Source organism: Tardiphaga sp. P4_G1, assembly GCF_056401215.1.
Window position 1 is genome coordinate 263,844 of the sequence record NZ_JBFUJU010000002.1, and the last position, 14,991, is coordinate 278,834.

The 14,991-nt window shown below is 61.8% G+C and carries 16 protein-coding genes and 1 tRNA gene; 2 read left to right on the top strand and 15 right to left on the bottom strand.

Annotated elements, in window-relative coordinates; genetic code table 11:
- Window positions 1-46: 46 nt before the first annotated feature.
- The 4 genes from AC1DUY_RS05355 to AC1DUY_RS05370 form a co-directional block, all read right to left on the bottom strand.
- Window positions 47-493, bottom strand: coding sequence for a DUF2948 family protein (locus AC1DUY_RS05355; RefSeq protein WP_315843657.1), 447 nt, complete (start codon window positions 491-493; stop codon window positions 47-49).
- A gap of 21 nt (window positions 494-514) precedes the next feature.
- Window positions 515-1,804, bottom strand: coding sequence for a UDP-N-acetylglucosamine 1-carboxyvinyltransferase (gene murA / locus AC1DUY_RS05360; protein WP_093756957.1), 1,290 nt, complete (start codon window positions 1,802-1,804; stop codon window positions 515-517).
- Window positions 1,805-1,930: 126 nt separating this feature from the next.
- Window positions 1,931-2,596, bottom strand: coding sequence for a Rossmann-fold NAD(P)-binding domain-containing protein (locus AC1DUY_RS05365; RefSeq protein ID WP_439078205.1), 666 nt, complete (start codon window positions 2,594-2,596; stop codon window positions 1,931-1,933).
- 42 nt (window positions 2,597-2,638) lie between these two features.
- A complete protein-coding gene (locus tag AC1DUY_RS05370) occupies window positions 2,639-3,574 on the bottom strand; it encodes an SDR family oxidoreductase (protein WP_120286964.1) in 936 nt (311 codons plus the stop codon).
- A 135-nt stretch (window positions 3,575-3,709) separates the two neighbouring features.
- Here AC1DUY_RS05370 and AC1DUY_RS05375 point away from each other — a divergent pair, with 135 nt between their 5' ends.
- A complete protein-coding gene (locus AC1DUY_RS05375; RefSeq protein WP_441230529.1) occupies window positions 3,710-4,342 on the top strand; it encodes a TetR/AcrR family transcriptional regulator in 633 nt (210 codons plus the stop codon).
- A 24-nt stretch (window positions 4,343-4,366) separates the two neighbouring features.
- On the opposite strand, the gene AC1DUY_RS05380 is transcribed toward AC1DUY_RS05375, so the two are convergent.
- The 5 genes from AC1DUY_RS05380 to AC1DUY_RS05400 form a co-directional block, all read right to left on the bottom strand.
- Window positions 4,367-4,873, bottom strand: coding sequence for a hypothetical protein (locus tag AC1DUY_RS05380; RefSeq protein WP_441230530.1), 507 nt, complete (start codon window positions 4,871-4,873; stop codon window positions 4,367-4,369).
- Between the two features lie 149 nt (window positions 4,874-5,022).
- On the bottom strand, window positions 5,023-5,946 hold the full coding sequence (locus AC1DUY_RS05385; RefSeq protein WP_439072911.1) for an alpha/beta fold hydrolase: 924 nt from the start codon (window positions 5,944-5,946) through the stop codon (window positions 5,023-5,025).
- A gap of 41 nt (window positions 5,947-5,987) precedes the next feature.
- Window positions 5,988-6,296, bottom strand: a complete 309-nt coding sequence (locus AC1DUY_RS05390) for a UBP-type zinc finger domain-containing protein (RefSeq protein ID WP_092145281.1) — start codon at window positions 6,294-6,296, stop codon at window positions 5,988-5,990.
- Between the two features lie 20 nt (window positions 6,297-6,316).
- The gene (locus AC1DUY_RS05395; RefSeq protein WP_231079453.1) at window positions 6,317-8,026 is read right to left on the bottom strand and encodes an FAD-dependent oxidoreductase; all 1,710 of its coding nucleotides are present in this window, start codon (window positions 8,024-8,026) and stop codon (window positions 6,317-6,319) included.
- Between the two features lie 35 nt (window positions 8,027-8,061).
- Entirely contained in the window at window positions 8,062-8,274 is a 213-nt protein-coding gene (locus AC1DUY_RS05400) for a hypothetical protein (protein ID WP_231079452.1), read from the bottom strand.
- A gap of 336 nt (window positions 8,275-8,610) precedes the next feature.
- Here AC1DUY_RS05400 and AC1DUY_RS05405 point away from each other — a divergent pair.
- Window positions 8,611-8,685 (top strand) — tRNA-Thr (locus AC1DUY_RS05405).
- Between the two features lie 431 nt (window positions 8,686-9,116).
- On the opposite strand, the gene AC1DUY_RS05410 is transcribed toward AC1DUY_RS05405, so the two are convergent.
- The 6 genes from AC1DUY_RS05410 to AC1DUY_RS05435 form a co-directional block, all read right to left on the bottom strand.
- Window positions 9,117-9,632: an Lrp/AsnC family transcriptional regulator gene (locus AC1DUY_RS05410; protein WP_175366291.1), complete on the bottom strand. Its 516-nt coding sequence runs from the start codon at window positions 9,630-9,632 to the stop codon at window positions 9,117-9,119.
- 224 nt (window positions 9,633-9,856) lie between these two features.
- Entirely contained in the window at window positions 9,857-10,618 is a 762-nt protein-coding gene (locus AC1DUY_RS05415; RefSeq protein ID WP_175366292.1) for an SDR family NAD(P)-dependent oxidoreductase, read from the bottom strand.
- Window positions 10,615-12,123 carry a class I adenylate-forming enzyme family protein gene (locus AC1DUY_RS05420; RefSeq protein WP_478112827.1) on the bottom strand — a complete coding sequence of 503 codons (1,509 nt, stop codon included), beginning with the start codon at window positions 12,121-12,123 and terminating at the stop codon, window positions 10,615-10,617. Before AC1DUY_RS05420 ends, AC1DUY_RS05415 begins: the two co-directional genes overlap by 4 nt.
- Before the next feature lie 24 nt (window positions 12,124-12,147).
- A complete protein-coding gene (locus AC1DUY_RS05425) occupies window positions 12,148-13,137 on the bottom strand; it encodes an ABC transporter ATP-binding protein (RefSeq protein ID WP_478112829.1) in 990 nt (329 codons plus the stop codon).
- On the bottom strand, window positions 13,115-14,137 hold the full coding sequence (locus AC1DUY_RS05430) for an ABC transporter ATP-binding protein (RefSeq protein WP_478112831.1): 1,023 nt from the start codon (window positions 14,135-14,137) through the stop codon (window positions 13,115-13,117). Before AC1DUY_RS05430 ends, AC1DUY_RS05425 begins: the two co-directional genes overlap by 23 nt.
- A gap of 7 nt (window positions 14,138-14,144) precedes the next feature.
- Complete coding sequence (locus tag AC1DUY_RS05435; RefSeq protein ID WP_093756969.1) at window positions 14,145-14,990, bottom strand: ABC transporter permease; 846 nt, start codon at window positions 14,988-14,990, stop codon at window positions 14,145-14,147.
- Between the last annotated feature and the right edge of the window lies 1 nt (window position 14,991).

Here is a 14,991-nt window from a genome sequence, read left to right on the forward strand (position 1 = left end):
AAAGGGCCGTCAACCCTGTGCTGCCATGGAAAGGATGAATAGCGGATCAGGCGTCCAGACCGGAGGCCTCGGTGCCGGCATCGCTGGTCAGATCGTCCGGGCCGAGATCGGCCAGTTCGACCTCGAGACACTCGACATCCAGCCGGAGTGCGCCCCCACCGGCGAAGATCAGGACGACGCTACCGCCAGGAGGCTCGGCGGCATGGAATTCGATGCCGAACAGTTCCAGCGCGATGTCGGGCGTTTCGAGATCGATATCGCGGGACTTGCAGGCCAGCACGCGGTCGAAGCGCAGCGCCGAGACCAGCCGGCGCGGCGTGACTTCCCCTGAAATCGTCTGATCCCAGTCGAGCCGGCTCATGCCGACCACGAGCCGCTTCTCGCCCTGCCGCCAGATAATGTCGCCAACATTGACGGCCGCATCCTGAACATGCGCGGAAATCACCGCGAGGTCGTCGGCATCCAGTGCAATCAGCTTGCGTTGACCCGTCACGGCGACCCCTTTGAGAGAATCCTATCCGCTGATGCGCTCGATGGTAGCGCCGCAGGCGGACAGCTTTTCCTCGAGCCGCTCGAAGCCGCGATCGAGATGATAGATGCGGTTGACCATGGTCTCGCCTTCCGCAACGAGGCCGGCGATCACCAGAGAGACCGAGGCGCGCAGATCGGTCGCCATCACGGGCGCGCCGCGCAGCTTGGCCGTACCGTCGATGGTCGCGGTTTCACCGTCGAGGTGAATGCGCGCGCCGAAGCGGGCCAGCTCCTGCACATGCATGAAGCGGTTTTCGAAGATCGTTTCGGTGATATGCGAGGAGCCCGTGGCTGTCGTCATCAGCGCCATGAGTTGCGCCTGCAGATCGGTCGGAAAGCCGGGGAATGGCGCCGTCGACACGTTAACCGGCTTGATGCCCGCGCCGTTGCGCGAGATGCGGATGCCGTCGTTGTTCGGCGTCACCGTCGCGCCGGCCTCGACCAGTACGTCGAGCGCCGACTGTAGCAATTCAGGCCGGGCGCCTGAAAGTTGCACATCGCCGCCGGTCATGGCCACGGCCATGGCATAGGTGCCGGTCTCGATGCGATCCGGCAGCACGGTGTGGCGCGTGCCATTCAGCTTGGCCACGCCCTCGATCGTGATCGTCGTGGTGCCGGCGCCGGAGATGCGCGCGCCCATCTTGTTCAGGCAGTCGGCGACGTCGACGATTTCCGGCTCACACGCCGCGTTGTTGATAATGGTCGTGCCCTTGGCCAGCGTCGCAGCCATCAGCGCCACATGGGTGCCGGACACGGTGACCTTGGCGAAGTCGATCTCGGCGCCTTTCAGGCCGCCGGGGGCTTTGGCGATCACGTAGCCGCCGTCGATAGTCAGCTCGGCGCCGAGCTTCTCCAGCGCCATGATCAGCAGATCCACTGGACGGGTGCCGATGGCGCAGCCGCCGGGCAGAGACACCTTGGCTTCGTGCATGCGCGCCAGCAGCGGCGCGATCACCCAGAAGGAGGCGCGCATCTTCGACACCAGCTCGTAGGGCGCTGTCGTGTCGATGATGTTGGCGGCGGAGATATGCAGGGTCTGGCCCTGATATTCATGGTCGCCCGGGCGCTTGCCGGCCGACATGATGTCCACACCGTGATTGCCGAGAATGCGCTGCAACTGCGCGACATCGGCCAGACGCGGCACGTTGTCGAGAATCAGCGTCTCGTCGGTCAGCAGACCGGCGATCATCAATGGCAGCGCCGCGTTTTTGGCGCCCGAAATCGGGATCGTGCCATTGAGTTTGCTGCCGCCGACGATGCGAATGCGATCCATACCGATTCCCGCTGATTGCTGTGCCCCGACTATAGGGCGGATGGCCTCTTTAAAGCAAAAGCGTCGAAATTTGCGGTTTTTCGATGAGGCCGGCAGCAAATCTAAAAAAGGGCCGAATCGGCCCGTTTACGCTCCGACCTGATTGATATCCGGGGTTTCCAGGATTGGCTTGGAATAACCGTTACGAACCACCCGGATCATGGCGCGGCCGACTTTCTCCGTCGTGGTGACGTATTTTGGCGCGATCCGGACCAGCAGCGCCCAGAGAGGCGCGGTCGCGGTGTAGATCGCCTGAACCCACGCCGTCTTCGAGCGCACACCGTGCAGCGGCTGGATGCCACCGGGGCGAAACATATAGGCCGCCTTGAACGGCAGCTTGAGCAAGTCGTTCTCGGTTTTGCCCTTGACCCGCGCCCACATCACGCTGCCCTGCTCGGTGCTGTCGGTGCTCTGGCCGGTCACGTAGACGAAGGTCATGCCAGGATTGAGCCGCGCCAGCGTGTTCGCCACCGCGAGGGTGATGTCGTAGGTGATCCGACGATAGTCCGGCTCGCTCATGCCCAGCGACGAGACGCCAAGGCAGAACAGGCAGGCGCCATAGCCCGTCAAGTCGGGCGCGATGGCCGACAGATCGAAAAAATCCGTATGCGTGATCTCACGCAACTTGGCATCACATTGCCCGGTAGGACTGCGGCCGACCACGAGCACGGCCTCGACATCGGGATCGAGCAGGCATTCGCGCAGCGCGCCTTGCCCGACCATGCCGGTCGCACCGAACAGAATGACTTTCATGAGACTTCCTTTGGATGACTGACAGTCGATCGCGCGACGCAATCAGGCGGCAATTGCGACCTGATCAAACGACATGCCGGTGAGCGCAGCTGAGACCTCCCACAGCCGCGCGCCGACGGCGGCATCCTGAGCTCGCGGCATGATCTTCGCGGGAGCCGGCGGCCCCTTCATTTCGTAGACGCCGTTCGGGCCGTAATAGCCAGCTGGCTTCGCATCGGGTGAGGTGGCTGCAAACAATGTCGGCAAGGCACCGGCGGCGGCTGAATGGCTCAGCGGACGCAGCAACCGGCTTCCGAGCCCCATCAAGCCACCGCTGCCGGGGCCGTTCGGAATGAGATCGGTGAGCGCGAAACCGGGATGCGCGGCATTGCTCATCAGACCCCAGCCTGCGGCATCGCTGCGCCGCTGCAACTCGATCGCGAAGATCAGCATCGCGAGCTTCGACTGCTGATAGGCTTTCCACGGCTTGTAGAATGTCGCGCCCTGAAGATCGTCGAAATCGATGAGGCCCGAACGATGTGCAAGACTGCTGAGATTGACCACACGCGGCGCCTTGTTGCGGCGAAGCACAGGGAGCAGACGCGCCGTGAGCGCATAGTGACCGAGATAATTGGTACCGAGCTGCATCTCGAAGCCGTCGGCGGTGGTCTGGCGCGTCGGCAGCGCCATCACGCCGGCATTATTAATCAGCAGATCAAGCGACGCGTACATCGCATCGAAACGGCGTGCGAAAGTAGCGACGGCGTCCAGGCTGGCGAGATCGAGGTGCTCATAGCTGATGATCGCGTCGGGATGTCGCTCGCAGATGCGCTCGATCGCAGCGCTCCCCTTGGTGTCGCTACGGCCGGTCAGCACCACTTCGGCGCCGGCTCCCGCAAGCGCCATTGCCGTCTCGAAGCCGAGGCCGCCTGTCGCCCCGGTCACCACGGCCAGTTTGCCGGTCATGGGCGGAATGTCCCTAGTGGTCCAATCGCTCATCTCTGTCTCCCCACATCCGATCAGCGGCACGAACGCCTGCGCAAGGCTAAATGTGCACTCAGTGCAAATTTGCAATAGGTGCAGGCTAGCCTTATCTTAAGGCCGATGAGCACCGCCAAGCCTCTGAAATCAAAATTGAAAACGTCAGCGGCCGACATTGCGCCGGCCGCCGGGCTGCGCGAGCGCAAGCGTGAGCAGACCCTGCAGCGGCTGACGGAAGCGGCGATGAAGCTGTTTCTGGCCAAAGGCTACGAGGCTACCACGCTGGACGATATCGCGGCCGCCGCCGAGATCTCGCGCCGCAGCTTCTTCCATTATTTCGCGTCCAAGGAAGATGTCGTGGTGGCGTGGCAGGATCGCAGCGCCGATGCCCTGACCGCTGCCATCGCCGAACGCCCTGCTGATGAATCGATGATCACCGCAGCAGAGAATGCGATCCTGACCATGACTCGGCACCTCAACCCCGAGGATGCCATCGCCATTGCCCGGTTGAAGCGCGAAACGCCAGCACTGCAGGCGCGCGAGCAGCTCAAATACGAGAAGATGGAACGCGCGATGGCGGGGGCGCTTGCAGCGCGCGCCAGCGACAAGACCGGTCAGACGCGGGCGCGACTGGTGGCAATGATCACCACCGGCGCCATCCGGATCGCGAGCGAGAACTGGCTGACCCAAGGCGCGCGCGAAAAGCCGGACGTGCTGGTCAGGCGCATGTTTGCGGATATCCGGGCGGCCCTCGACGAGCCGCCCGCACGCAAGGCGAAAACCTGACGGGTGATATTAGCCGCCCGGCGATCAGGCGAAGCCGCCGGGCATCGGGCGAAACTTCCTGATCGCAAGGAAGGTCGTGACGACGAAGAACACCAGCACGATGCCCTGAACGATCGCAAAAGGCGGCTCACTCGGCGGCACGCTCGGTGCCAGCGCATGCAGCGGCGGGACCTTCAGGAAGCTCTGGATCACCAGCACGAACACATTGAGATAAAGCGAGATCATCGCGGTCAGCACGTAAATCCAGCGCCAGCGCCCCGCCAGCTTCTGGCCGTACAGCGCCAGACAGGCGACTGCCAGCAGCACCAGCGAAATGATGCCGATGACATGCGACGGCAGCAGTTTTTCGACCGGAAAGAAGAAGCCGGTCACGCTGGTCAGGATCGTCGTCAGCAAAAACAGACCGGTCCAGCCGGGCATCGGCTTTGACTTCAACAACCCGACCATTGCGACCAGGCCCGCGACGATGCCGATCAGGCTGACCACCACATGAAGCAACGTGAACGTTGCCAAGCTCATTCCTAGGACCATGATGCACCCCTGCTTTAGAACTTTTCAAATCTTAGGGTGCAGCGCGGGAACTTGCCAATAGTTTTTGGCTGATAGTCATCATATAGATTTGCGTGCAAGGCGCCGTTTCGTTCAAGACTTTCGCGTTCGATCAATAGAGCCGCGAAATCCTACTTGTTGAGAAACTCAACCAGTTTCGGGATCACCTGATCGGGGGCTTCTTCCATCAGCCAATGGCCTGAGCCTTTGACGATAACGCCGTCCACATTGCTGGCGACGAGGCGCCCTTGCTCGATCAGGAAAGACCCACCGGCCTTCTCACCGGAGAGAACCAGCATCGGCATTGGCAGTTTGGTCTTGGCAAGTTCGGCAAACTCGGCGGCATCTTTCTCAAAAGCGCGGAAGACCTCGAAACCGGCTGCCATATGGCCGGGCTTCGCATAGGCCTTGGCGTAAAACACGCGGTCCTTTTCCGGCACCGACTTCTTCGGGTTCGCGGCGAAATCATTCCAGAAGTGCTCAAGGTAAATGCGCTCGCGGCCCGCGACCAGCGCCAGCGGCGTCTTGCCGTAGAAATGGAAGTGCCAGAGGTCGCGCAACAGCCAGACATGCGTCCAGTCGCCAACACCAGGCAAAAAGGCATCCATCAACGCGATACGATCGACTTCGCTCGGATATTGCGCAGCATAGGCATAGGCGACCATCAGACCGATGTCGTGGCCGACAATTTTCACCTTGGGATATTTCAAGCCGGCCACCAGCGCATGGATATCGCGTGCCATCGCCGCTTTGGTGTAGCCATCAGCCGGCGCGTCGGAATCGCCGAAGCCACGCAGATCTGGCGCGATCACCGTATGACTGGCCGCAAGTTTCGCGATCAGCGGGCGCCACATATGGCTGGTCTCGGCATAGCCATGCAGCAGCACGATCGGATCGCCCTTGCCCGCAATGAGATAATGCAGCTTGACGCCGTTGATGGTGGCGAAGCGGCTTTGCGGAGCTTGCGCTGAAGCGGATACGGGGAGAAACGGCGCTGCCAGGACGGCCAGCAGCACACCCAACAAAGCCCGGCGTCCGATCGTAAAAATGTGCATGAAGTCCCCACTGAAACGTCGCCCGCGTCGGGACGATTGTCTCAGTAGTAGCGCGGAATCGGCCCGTTGTGCGGAGTCTTTCGATCCGACAAATCGAACATGACTTCATCGACATAGCACCAGCCCCAGCCTTCGGGCGGATCGTAGCCTTCGATAATCGGATGCTTCGTGGCGTGGAAATGCTTGGTCGCGTGCTTGTTCGGGGAGTCGTCGCAGCAGCCGACGTGACCGCAGGTCCGGCAGATCCGCAAGTGCACCCACATACTGCCCGTTTTCAGGCATTCCTCGCAACCGAGTGCGCTGGGTGTCACATCGCGAATGCCGGAAATATGCGTGCAGCCTTTCGGCATGATGATCTCCCGTTATGAGCTCAAAGGGTTGGCGTGGCCGTATCGCCGAGAAAACCATGCAGCGCCGCCACCACCTGGGCGCCCTCGCCGATCGCGCCGCCGACACGCTTCACCGAACCCGAGCGCACATCACCGACCGCAAAGACACCGGACACCGACGTCTCCAGCGCCTGCACGCTGCGGCCATTGGCGGGAATGCCGGTGATGATGAAGCCATGACGATCGAGCGTGACGCCGCAGTCCGCCAGCCACTCGGTGGCGGGATCGGCGCCGACGAACAGGAACAGATTACGGATGTCAGCGCAGGACTCCTCGCCGGACAGCCGACTACGGGTACAGATCCGTTCGAGCCCCGCCTCCTGCGTCCCCTCCAGCGCCACGACTTCGGTGTTGAAGACCAGCTCGATATTCGGTGTCGCCTCGATGCGCTCAATCAGATAGCGCGACATGCTGGCGCCGAGGCCGCCGCCGCGGATCACCATATGCACCTTGTTGGCCTGGCTCGCGAGAAACACCGCCGCCTGACCTGCCGAATTGCCACCGCCGACCAGGTAGATTTCCTGCTCCCTGCAGAGTCGGGCCTCGATCGGAGATGCCCAGTACCAGACGCCGCGACCTTCGAAATCGGCGAGCCGCTCGATGTCCGGCCGGCGATAGCGTGCGCCCGATGCCACCACGATGGCCTTGGCACGCATGACATCGCCATCGTCGAGTTCAAGAGCGAACAGTCCGTCCTTGCGTGAACAGTCCAGCGACTTCACKGCCGCCGGGATCATGATATCGGCGCCGAACTTCTGCGCCTGGTTGAAGGCACGCGCCGTGAGTGCCATCCCGGAGATGCCAGTCGGGAAACCGAGATAGTTCTCGATCCGCGCGCTGGCGCCGGCCTGGCCGCCGAATGACTTGGCATCGCACACCGCAACCGACAGGCCTTCCGACGCGCCATACACCGCGGTGGACAAGCCCGCAGGTCCGCTGCCGACGATGGCGACGTCATAGGTCTTGCCCTTGGCGATATGGCTGATCATGCCCATCGCGCGGGCGAGTTCGGAGAAGGACGGATTGCGCAGCACCGTGCCGTCGGCCACCACCACCAGCGGCAGATCCTCCGGCGACGGCGTATAGCGCGCGATCAGATCGGCGGCGTCCTTGTCCGTTGCGGGGTCGAGCAGATGATGCGGATAGCCGTTGCGGGAGAGGAAGCCCTGCAGGCGAATGACATCGCTGGAATTGGCCGTGCCGATGAAAGCCGGACCGCCAGCGCTGCCCTGCAGGAGGTTCACCCGACGCAGGATCAGCGCACGCATGATGCGCTCGCCCAGATCCGCTTCCGCGATCAACAGCGCGCGCAGCCGTTCCGGCGGAATCAGCAGTGTCTCGATATCGCCTTCAGCATGACCGTCAACCAGCGCGACGCGGCCCGACAGTTGCGCGATCTCGGCCACGAACTGTCCGGTGCACTGATCGGCCACCGGCGTGATGCGGCCGAAGCCGTCGCGCTGGGTGATCGCCACATGTCCGGACAACACCACGAACATGCCGGGACCGGGCTTGCCGGTCTCGAACAGGCAATCGCCATCCTTGTAATGCCGGATCTCACCGAAGCGGCGCATCCGCTCGATCTCCGCCGCCGTCAGCACGGGAAAAGTCTGATCGTGACGCGGCAGCGCCGCCCGCGGCGCGTAGGCCGGCAGCTCGGCGCTGGATGATGCTTGGGATTCTGATGACATTTAAACTCGCATGCTCACGCGGCGGACAGGTGCCATCAATCCCGATCGGGATCGACGGGTCTTGAACAGAAGTCCTGTGTCTTATCGTCATCCGATGACGCCTCGACTGCGACGGCATCGCTGGCCTGACTGGCGCGCCCGCGCATTTGCACCTTCCGGCGCTTGAGATTTTCACGCAGCGCCTGGCGCAGCCTGTCCTGACGGGCAGTTGCACTTTCCTTGGCGGGTTTGCTCGGCTTATCGGTCATGGGCAGTTATGGTCGATCGAATGGCGTGCACACAGATGCGCCCGATTGGATCCTGTGACCCCATACATAACCGCCTTCAACGCGTCAGGCGAGATGATCGACTTCGAGATGATGATCCGGCCAATGAAGGCTCTGCCGGCGGTTATCGAGGCCATGGGGAACCGGATCGACTCGCCAATGGCGAAGCGCAAGGCGGCTGCAACCGCAACAGGCCGACCACACCCCTGTTATAATGATGCATTCTAAGTGCCACCCGCGCTTGCGCCGCCCGTGACCTTGTGGCAAGGATCGCCCCGCTTGGTAGGCGCCCTCGAGGCTGATTCCTGCACCCAGCATGCTGCCGTAGCTCAGTGGTAGAGCACTCCATTGGTAATGGAGAGGTCGACAGTTCAATCCTGTCTGGCAGCACCATTTTTCCCCCGTTAAATCAATAAGTTCTCCCGACCGAGGCACCTGACAATCAGGCATCTCGCGGCAGAACAGAACGCGAATCGCGGTTCAATACGGGACTATCCGGGGCTCTGTTCCCTGCCTGTTCCAATCATCCGGCATAAGCAGCCGCGTCACCGGACTCAAACGAGCTTGAACCAGACCCCCTTCGCGGGGGCAGTACGCTTGTCGCTTTGAATGACGGACCAAAATCGAGACGACCGCCGAAGCCCGCCCTAACCGGCGGGTTTTTCGTTTGGCCCACATAATGCCTCTGCCGACCCTCGTCGAACCGTAGAAGACGCAGATGCGATCGGCCGGCACGTACCGCTCCAGCCGAAAATCGTGGAACGGTGCGGCCCGCGGCACACGAACGATTACACTCCATGCGGCAGCTTCGGAGCCGCGGCATCTCAATGTGACAGGAAATGCGCCGCCGAAGATATATCGCCCCTGCCCTGCTTCACCAAAGCATTCACGAGCGGCAATTCGGTCGTCGACTTGATCTGCTCCATCGTGAACATTGACGACACATCATGCAGATCAATCTTGGCGATCAGCCGCTGATAAAGATCGTCGTAGGCCCGGATGTCCGAGACCACAGCCCGGATCAGATAATCCACGTCGCCGCTCAGGCGATAGAAATCGACCACCTCGGGGAAGCTGACGACGATTTTCCGGAAACGCTGAACCCACTCCGCGTTATGCTGGTTCGTTCGCACGGCGATGAAAACGCTGACACCCAAATTCAGCTTGTCTGCATCGAGAAGTGCAACGCGTCGCTTGATGTAGCCAGAGCTTTCGAGCTTCTGGATGCGACGCCAACACGGCGTGGAACTCAGGCCAACACGATCAGCCAGGTCCTGCATGGAAAGGCTGCTGTCTACCTGGAGTGCCGCGAGAATTTTGCGGTCGAGCTCGTCGAGCATTGTGACCTCCGATGAAGGGTGTACGCAGAATATTTCTGCCGTTCATTGCCATCGTGACGCAATGCTATTGCGAGATTTGAAAGTTCGCGAGCATAAACAATTATCATCGCTGCGCATTCGAGCAGCAGGCTGGCGTCAAAAGCGACGCCTCTGCTAACGCAGTGCTAAGATGAATTCGCTACCGCGTGTCGTGATATCGGCTCGTTGATTGAACGCGTGGCCTCTTACAGTCGCTGGCCACCGCTGGCATCGATCTGCTGGCCAGTGACCCAGCCCGCTTCGTCCGACGCGAGAAAGGCGACGACCCTTGCGATATCGTCGGGTTGCCCGACCCGGCCGAGCGCGATGGTCTCAGCCACTGCGCGGCTCGCCACCGGATCGCGCGCGACGATGTTCATGTCCGTCGCGGTCGCACCGGGCATCACGGAATTCACGGTGATCTGTCGACCACCGAGTTGAACGGCCAGCAATCGGCTCAGCGCTTCCAGACCCGCTTTGGCCGGCGCATAGGCGGCCATGGTCGGATAGGCCGAACGCGTCCCCATCGACGAGATATTGATGATACGGCCACCATCGCGCAGATGCGACATCAACGCCTTGATCAGAAAGAACGGCGATTTCAGATTGGTCTGCAGCAGAAGGTCGAAGTCGTCCTCGGAAATATCCTCGATGGTCGCACGCTTTCCGACGCCGGCGTTGTTGACCAAAATGTCGAATGCAGGGCTGCCATGGCGCTCGGTCAGTTCGGCACCAAAATCCGCGGCCAAGGCGGCCGCGCCATTGCGTTCCGAGAGATCAGCCTTGATCGGAAAGGCGTCGCCGCCAACGGCGGCGATGGCCGCCACGGTCGCATTCGCGGCATCGACCGAGGCGTTGTAATGAACCGCAACGGTTGCGCCGTCCTTCGCCAAGCGAAGCGCGATCGCCTGACCGATCCCCCGACTGGCACCAGTGACCAGCGCGACCTTCCCTGCGAGCCCGCTCATGCGGACCAGCCGTGACTGGCTTCCAGGCTGCGCGCCCGATCGATCAGAGCCTTGCGATCGATCTTGTTGGTGCCCGCCCACGGCAATTCGTGGACGAATTCAACGCGGCGCGGGTGCTGATATGCCGGACCATTGGCGATGGCGAACTGACGGATATCGTCGAAGCTCGGCGTAGGCTGCTCCCGCGTGACAATAAACGCAACCGGCACCTGGCTCCGTTCCTCGTCGGGCAACGGCACCACCGCCGCCTGCTGGACCTGCGGGTGACGCTCCAACAGCTTTTCGACTTCGCCCGGATAGATGTTTTCGCCGGAGCAGACGAACATGTCATCCGCACGGCCCACGAAGAAATAGAAGCCGTTAGCATCGCGGCGCATCACATCGCCACTGTAATACCAACCATCGGTCAGCACCTTGGCGGTCTGCTGCGGCAGATTGTGATAGTGATCCAGCACCGCCGGATTGCGCATCAACAGCACACCTTCATTCTCGGTTCCATTAACGAGACGGACGTCCTCCACGCGGATCGGATAGCCCAACCCTAACGGCGGCGTCGGGATCTTGTCGGGATGCGGGCCGAACACAGCCGGCCCCGCTTCCGTGGTGCCGTAGCCCATCGTCATTACGACGTTGGGCAGCGCCTGCTTGATCCTGTCCCACAGACCCATGGTCATCGGCGCCGACCCAAGCATCAGGCGACGAACCGAGGTGATATCATTCTTCGCCAGCAGTTCCGTTTCCTTGACGACACGGGCCCACATGGTGGGAACGGCCGTGGCGGCGGTCACCTTGTACTTGGCGATGGCCTCAATATAACTGCGGGTCTCGAACGACGGCAGCACCACCACAGACGCATTCTGAGCGAAGATCGTCTTGATGGCGAACAGGCCATTCATGTGAAACAGCGGCTGCGCGATGATGTAGCGATCATCCTGATTGAGCGCGCCGCTGGTCCGTGTCGAGATCGCCCAGAGCTGTCCGTAATGCGATAGTGGTACGCCTTTGGGCCGGCCGGTGGAGCCGGACGTATAGAGCATTTGCCCGACCTCCTCCCGCGTGGTTTCTACCGCTGTGAACGAGGCGGGCTTGATCGTCGCGAAAAAGCCCTCTGGGCCGTTGTCGTCGAAATTGATGACGGGAATGTCGTCGCGCACCATCGGCCGATTGGCATTGTCGACGAATGCCAGCGCGATCTTCGCGTCGTCCATCACAAAATCGACCGTGTCGCGCGCAGCCTTGATATTGACCGGGACAGCGATGCATCCGGCGCGCATGATGCCGAAATAGCAAATGATGTATTCGGCGCGGTTAAACGACAGGATCGCGATATGTGTGCCGCGCTTGTAGCCACTATCGACAAGATACTGGGCGACCCCGTTTGCCATCTCGTCGATCTGACGGTGCGTGTAGCGCCTGGGATGCGCGGGATCGATCAGATCGATGACCGCCTCCCGATCAAGGTCACCGCTGCGATCGATCAGGTCACCGAGATTATTCCACCGCATTGGCAATACTCCACTTCTGAGAACTTAATTGGCTACCCGCGCAACCCGCGGCAACGCCGCGGGTTGTTCAAGCAGATCGTAATGACAAGCCACCTTGCGGCCATCGGAGACATCGCGCAGCATCGGTCGCTCCTCGCGGCAAAGCGCCTGAGCGTAGGGGCAGCGCGTATTGAAGCCGCAGCCTGGCGGTGGATTGAGCGGGCTGGGCAACTCACCCTGCAGCACGCTGCGGGTGCGGCTGCGTGCGGTGCGCGGATCGGCGATCGGCGCGGCGGCAAGCAATGCCTCCGTATAAGGATGCGCCGGTCTATCCCAGACATCCTCGCTGCGGCCTGTTTCGACGATCCGACCGAGATACATCACGATCAGCCGGTCCGAAATATGCTCGACGACCGAAAGATCGTGCGAGATGAACAGATACGACACGCCCGTTGCCTGCTGCAGGTCCTCGAGCAGATTGATAACCTGCGCGCGCACCGAAACGTCCAGCGCAGATACCGGCTCGTCGCAGATGATGACCTTGGGCTTGAGCGCAAGTGCACGCGCAATGCCGAGACGCTGGCGCTGGCCGCCAGAGAACTCATGCGGATAGCGCCGCATCGCATCGGCCGGCAGGCCCACCTGTCCCATCAGCTCGATGACACGATCCTTGATATCACGGCGCGACCAGCCGGCGACGCTGAGCGGTTGCCCGACGATGGTGCCGACGTCGTGGCGTGGATTGAGCGATCCATAAGGATCCTGGAAGATCATCTGCATCGACTTCCGCGAGGCCTTCAACGCGCCGGCCTGCATCCGCGTGACATCGTCACCATCGAGGAAGACGCGTCCGTCGGACGTCGGCACCAGACGCATGATCGCCTTGCCGAGCGTGGACTTGCCGCAGCCGGATTCCCCGACCAGACCTACGGTCTCTCCGGGTTCGAGGTCGAAACTCACATCGTCGACCGCCCGCACGACACCCTGCGCGCTCTGGTATTGGACACAGAGACTAAGCACCGATAGCAGCGGCATCGCGCGATAACTCCTTCTCGGCAGCAAAACATGCGGCGGAACGGTGCGGCAGCAACGGCGCCAGCTGTGGTCGCTCGGCACGGCAGCGATCGAGTACATCGGGACAACGGTTCTGGAAGGCGCAGCCCTGCGGCAAATCGGACAGCGCCGGCACGTTGCCCGTAATTTCGACGAGACGACTGCCACGTCGGCGCTGTGCCGACGGCGTCGCCCCCAGCAACCCCCGCGTGTAGCGATGCAGCGGCCGCTCGAACAATGCCTCCACAGGCGCTTCCTCGACCTTGCGGCCGGCATACATCACGGCCACCCGGTCGGCAACTTCGGCAACCACGCCGAGATCATGGGTGATGATGATGAGACCCATATCGGATGAGGACTGCAACTCCTTCATCAGTTCGATGATCTGCGCCTGGATAGTAACGTCGAGCGCAGTGGTCGGCTCGTCGGCGATCAGGAGCTTTGGCCCACAAGCAATCGCCATGGCGATCATGACACGCTGGCTCATGCCACCAGACATCTGGTGCGGATAATCATTGAAGCGGCGTTCCGCATCCGGGATACGCACCCGGCGCAGCAACTCGACCGCGCGGTCTCTCGCCTCGTGACGCGACACGTCATTGTGGCGCCGGATTGCTTCGATCAGCTGATCCCCAACCGCGACCACAGGGTTCAGCGATGTCATCGGATCCTGGAAGATCATCGAGATGTCCTTGCCGCGGACCCGCTGCATCTCGCGCTCGGACAAGGCAGCGAGATCACGCCCCATAAAGCGGACGGCTCCCCCGACGATCTTTGCCGGCGGGTTCGGCAACAACCGCATGATCGCCAGCGCCGTCAGCGACTTGCCACAGCCGGATTCACCGACGATGGCCAGCGTATCGCCGGCCGAGACCGTCAGCGACAGGCCATCGACCGCAGGCAAAATGCCACGGCGCGTGAACAACGACACCTCCAGGTTCTCAATGGAGAGGATTGGCGCTGGACCGGCTTTGCTGCCCATGATCATCTCAGCGATCCCGCAGCTTGGGGTTAAGCGCATCGTTGAGGCCGTCGCCTACAAGGTTGAGCGCCAGCACAGTGAGCATGATCGCAAGACCCGGCACTGCGCAGATGTACCAGGACGAGCGAATGAGCGTCCGGCCGTCCCCGATCAACTGTCCCCAACTGGTGACATTGGGATCGCCGAGCCCGAGGAATGCGACAGCGGACTCGAACAGAACGGCTCCAGCAACGACCAGTGATGACAGCACGATCACCGGCGGCAACGCATTCGGCAGTATCTCGCCGAACATGATCCGCAGACTGCCCATCCCCATGGCGCGGCACGCCTGCACGAATTCGCGGTCGCGCAGCGACATGAACTCGGCGCGCGTCAGCCGTGCGATCGGCGTCCAGGTCACGACGCCCACTGCGATGGTGACATATTCGATCTTTTGCCCGAGGATCGACACGATGGTCAGCACGAAGATCAGGTTCGGGATGGTCTGGAATAATTCGGTCAGGCGCATCAACAGCTCATCGACCCAGCCGCCGACATAGGCCGCAGTGGCGCCGACGGTGATGCCGATGATGGTTGCGGTGAGACTGGCGCAGAGGCCGATCAGAAGCGTGGTGCGGGCGCCGTGGGCAATCATCGCTGCAATGTCACGACCCAGAGAATCCGTGCCAAGCGGATAACGCGACGACATGAAGGGCCAGATCTCCGGCCGCCCGACAATACGAAGCGGGTTGCGCGGGAACCACCATGGCGCGGCAATAGCAACACCGACGACGACCAGGACGAGAAACAGACCGACCAGCGCCGCGCGGTTGCGGGCGAAGCGCCGGGCGAAGTCGAAGAACAATGTCAGCATG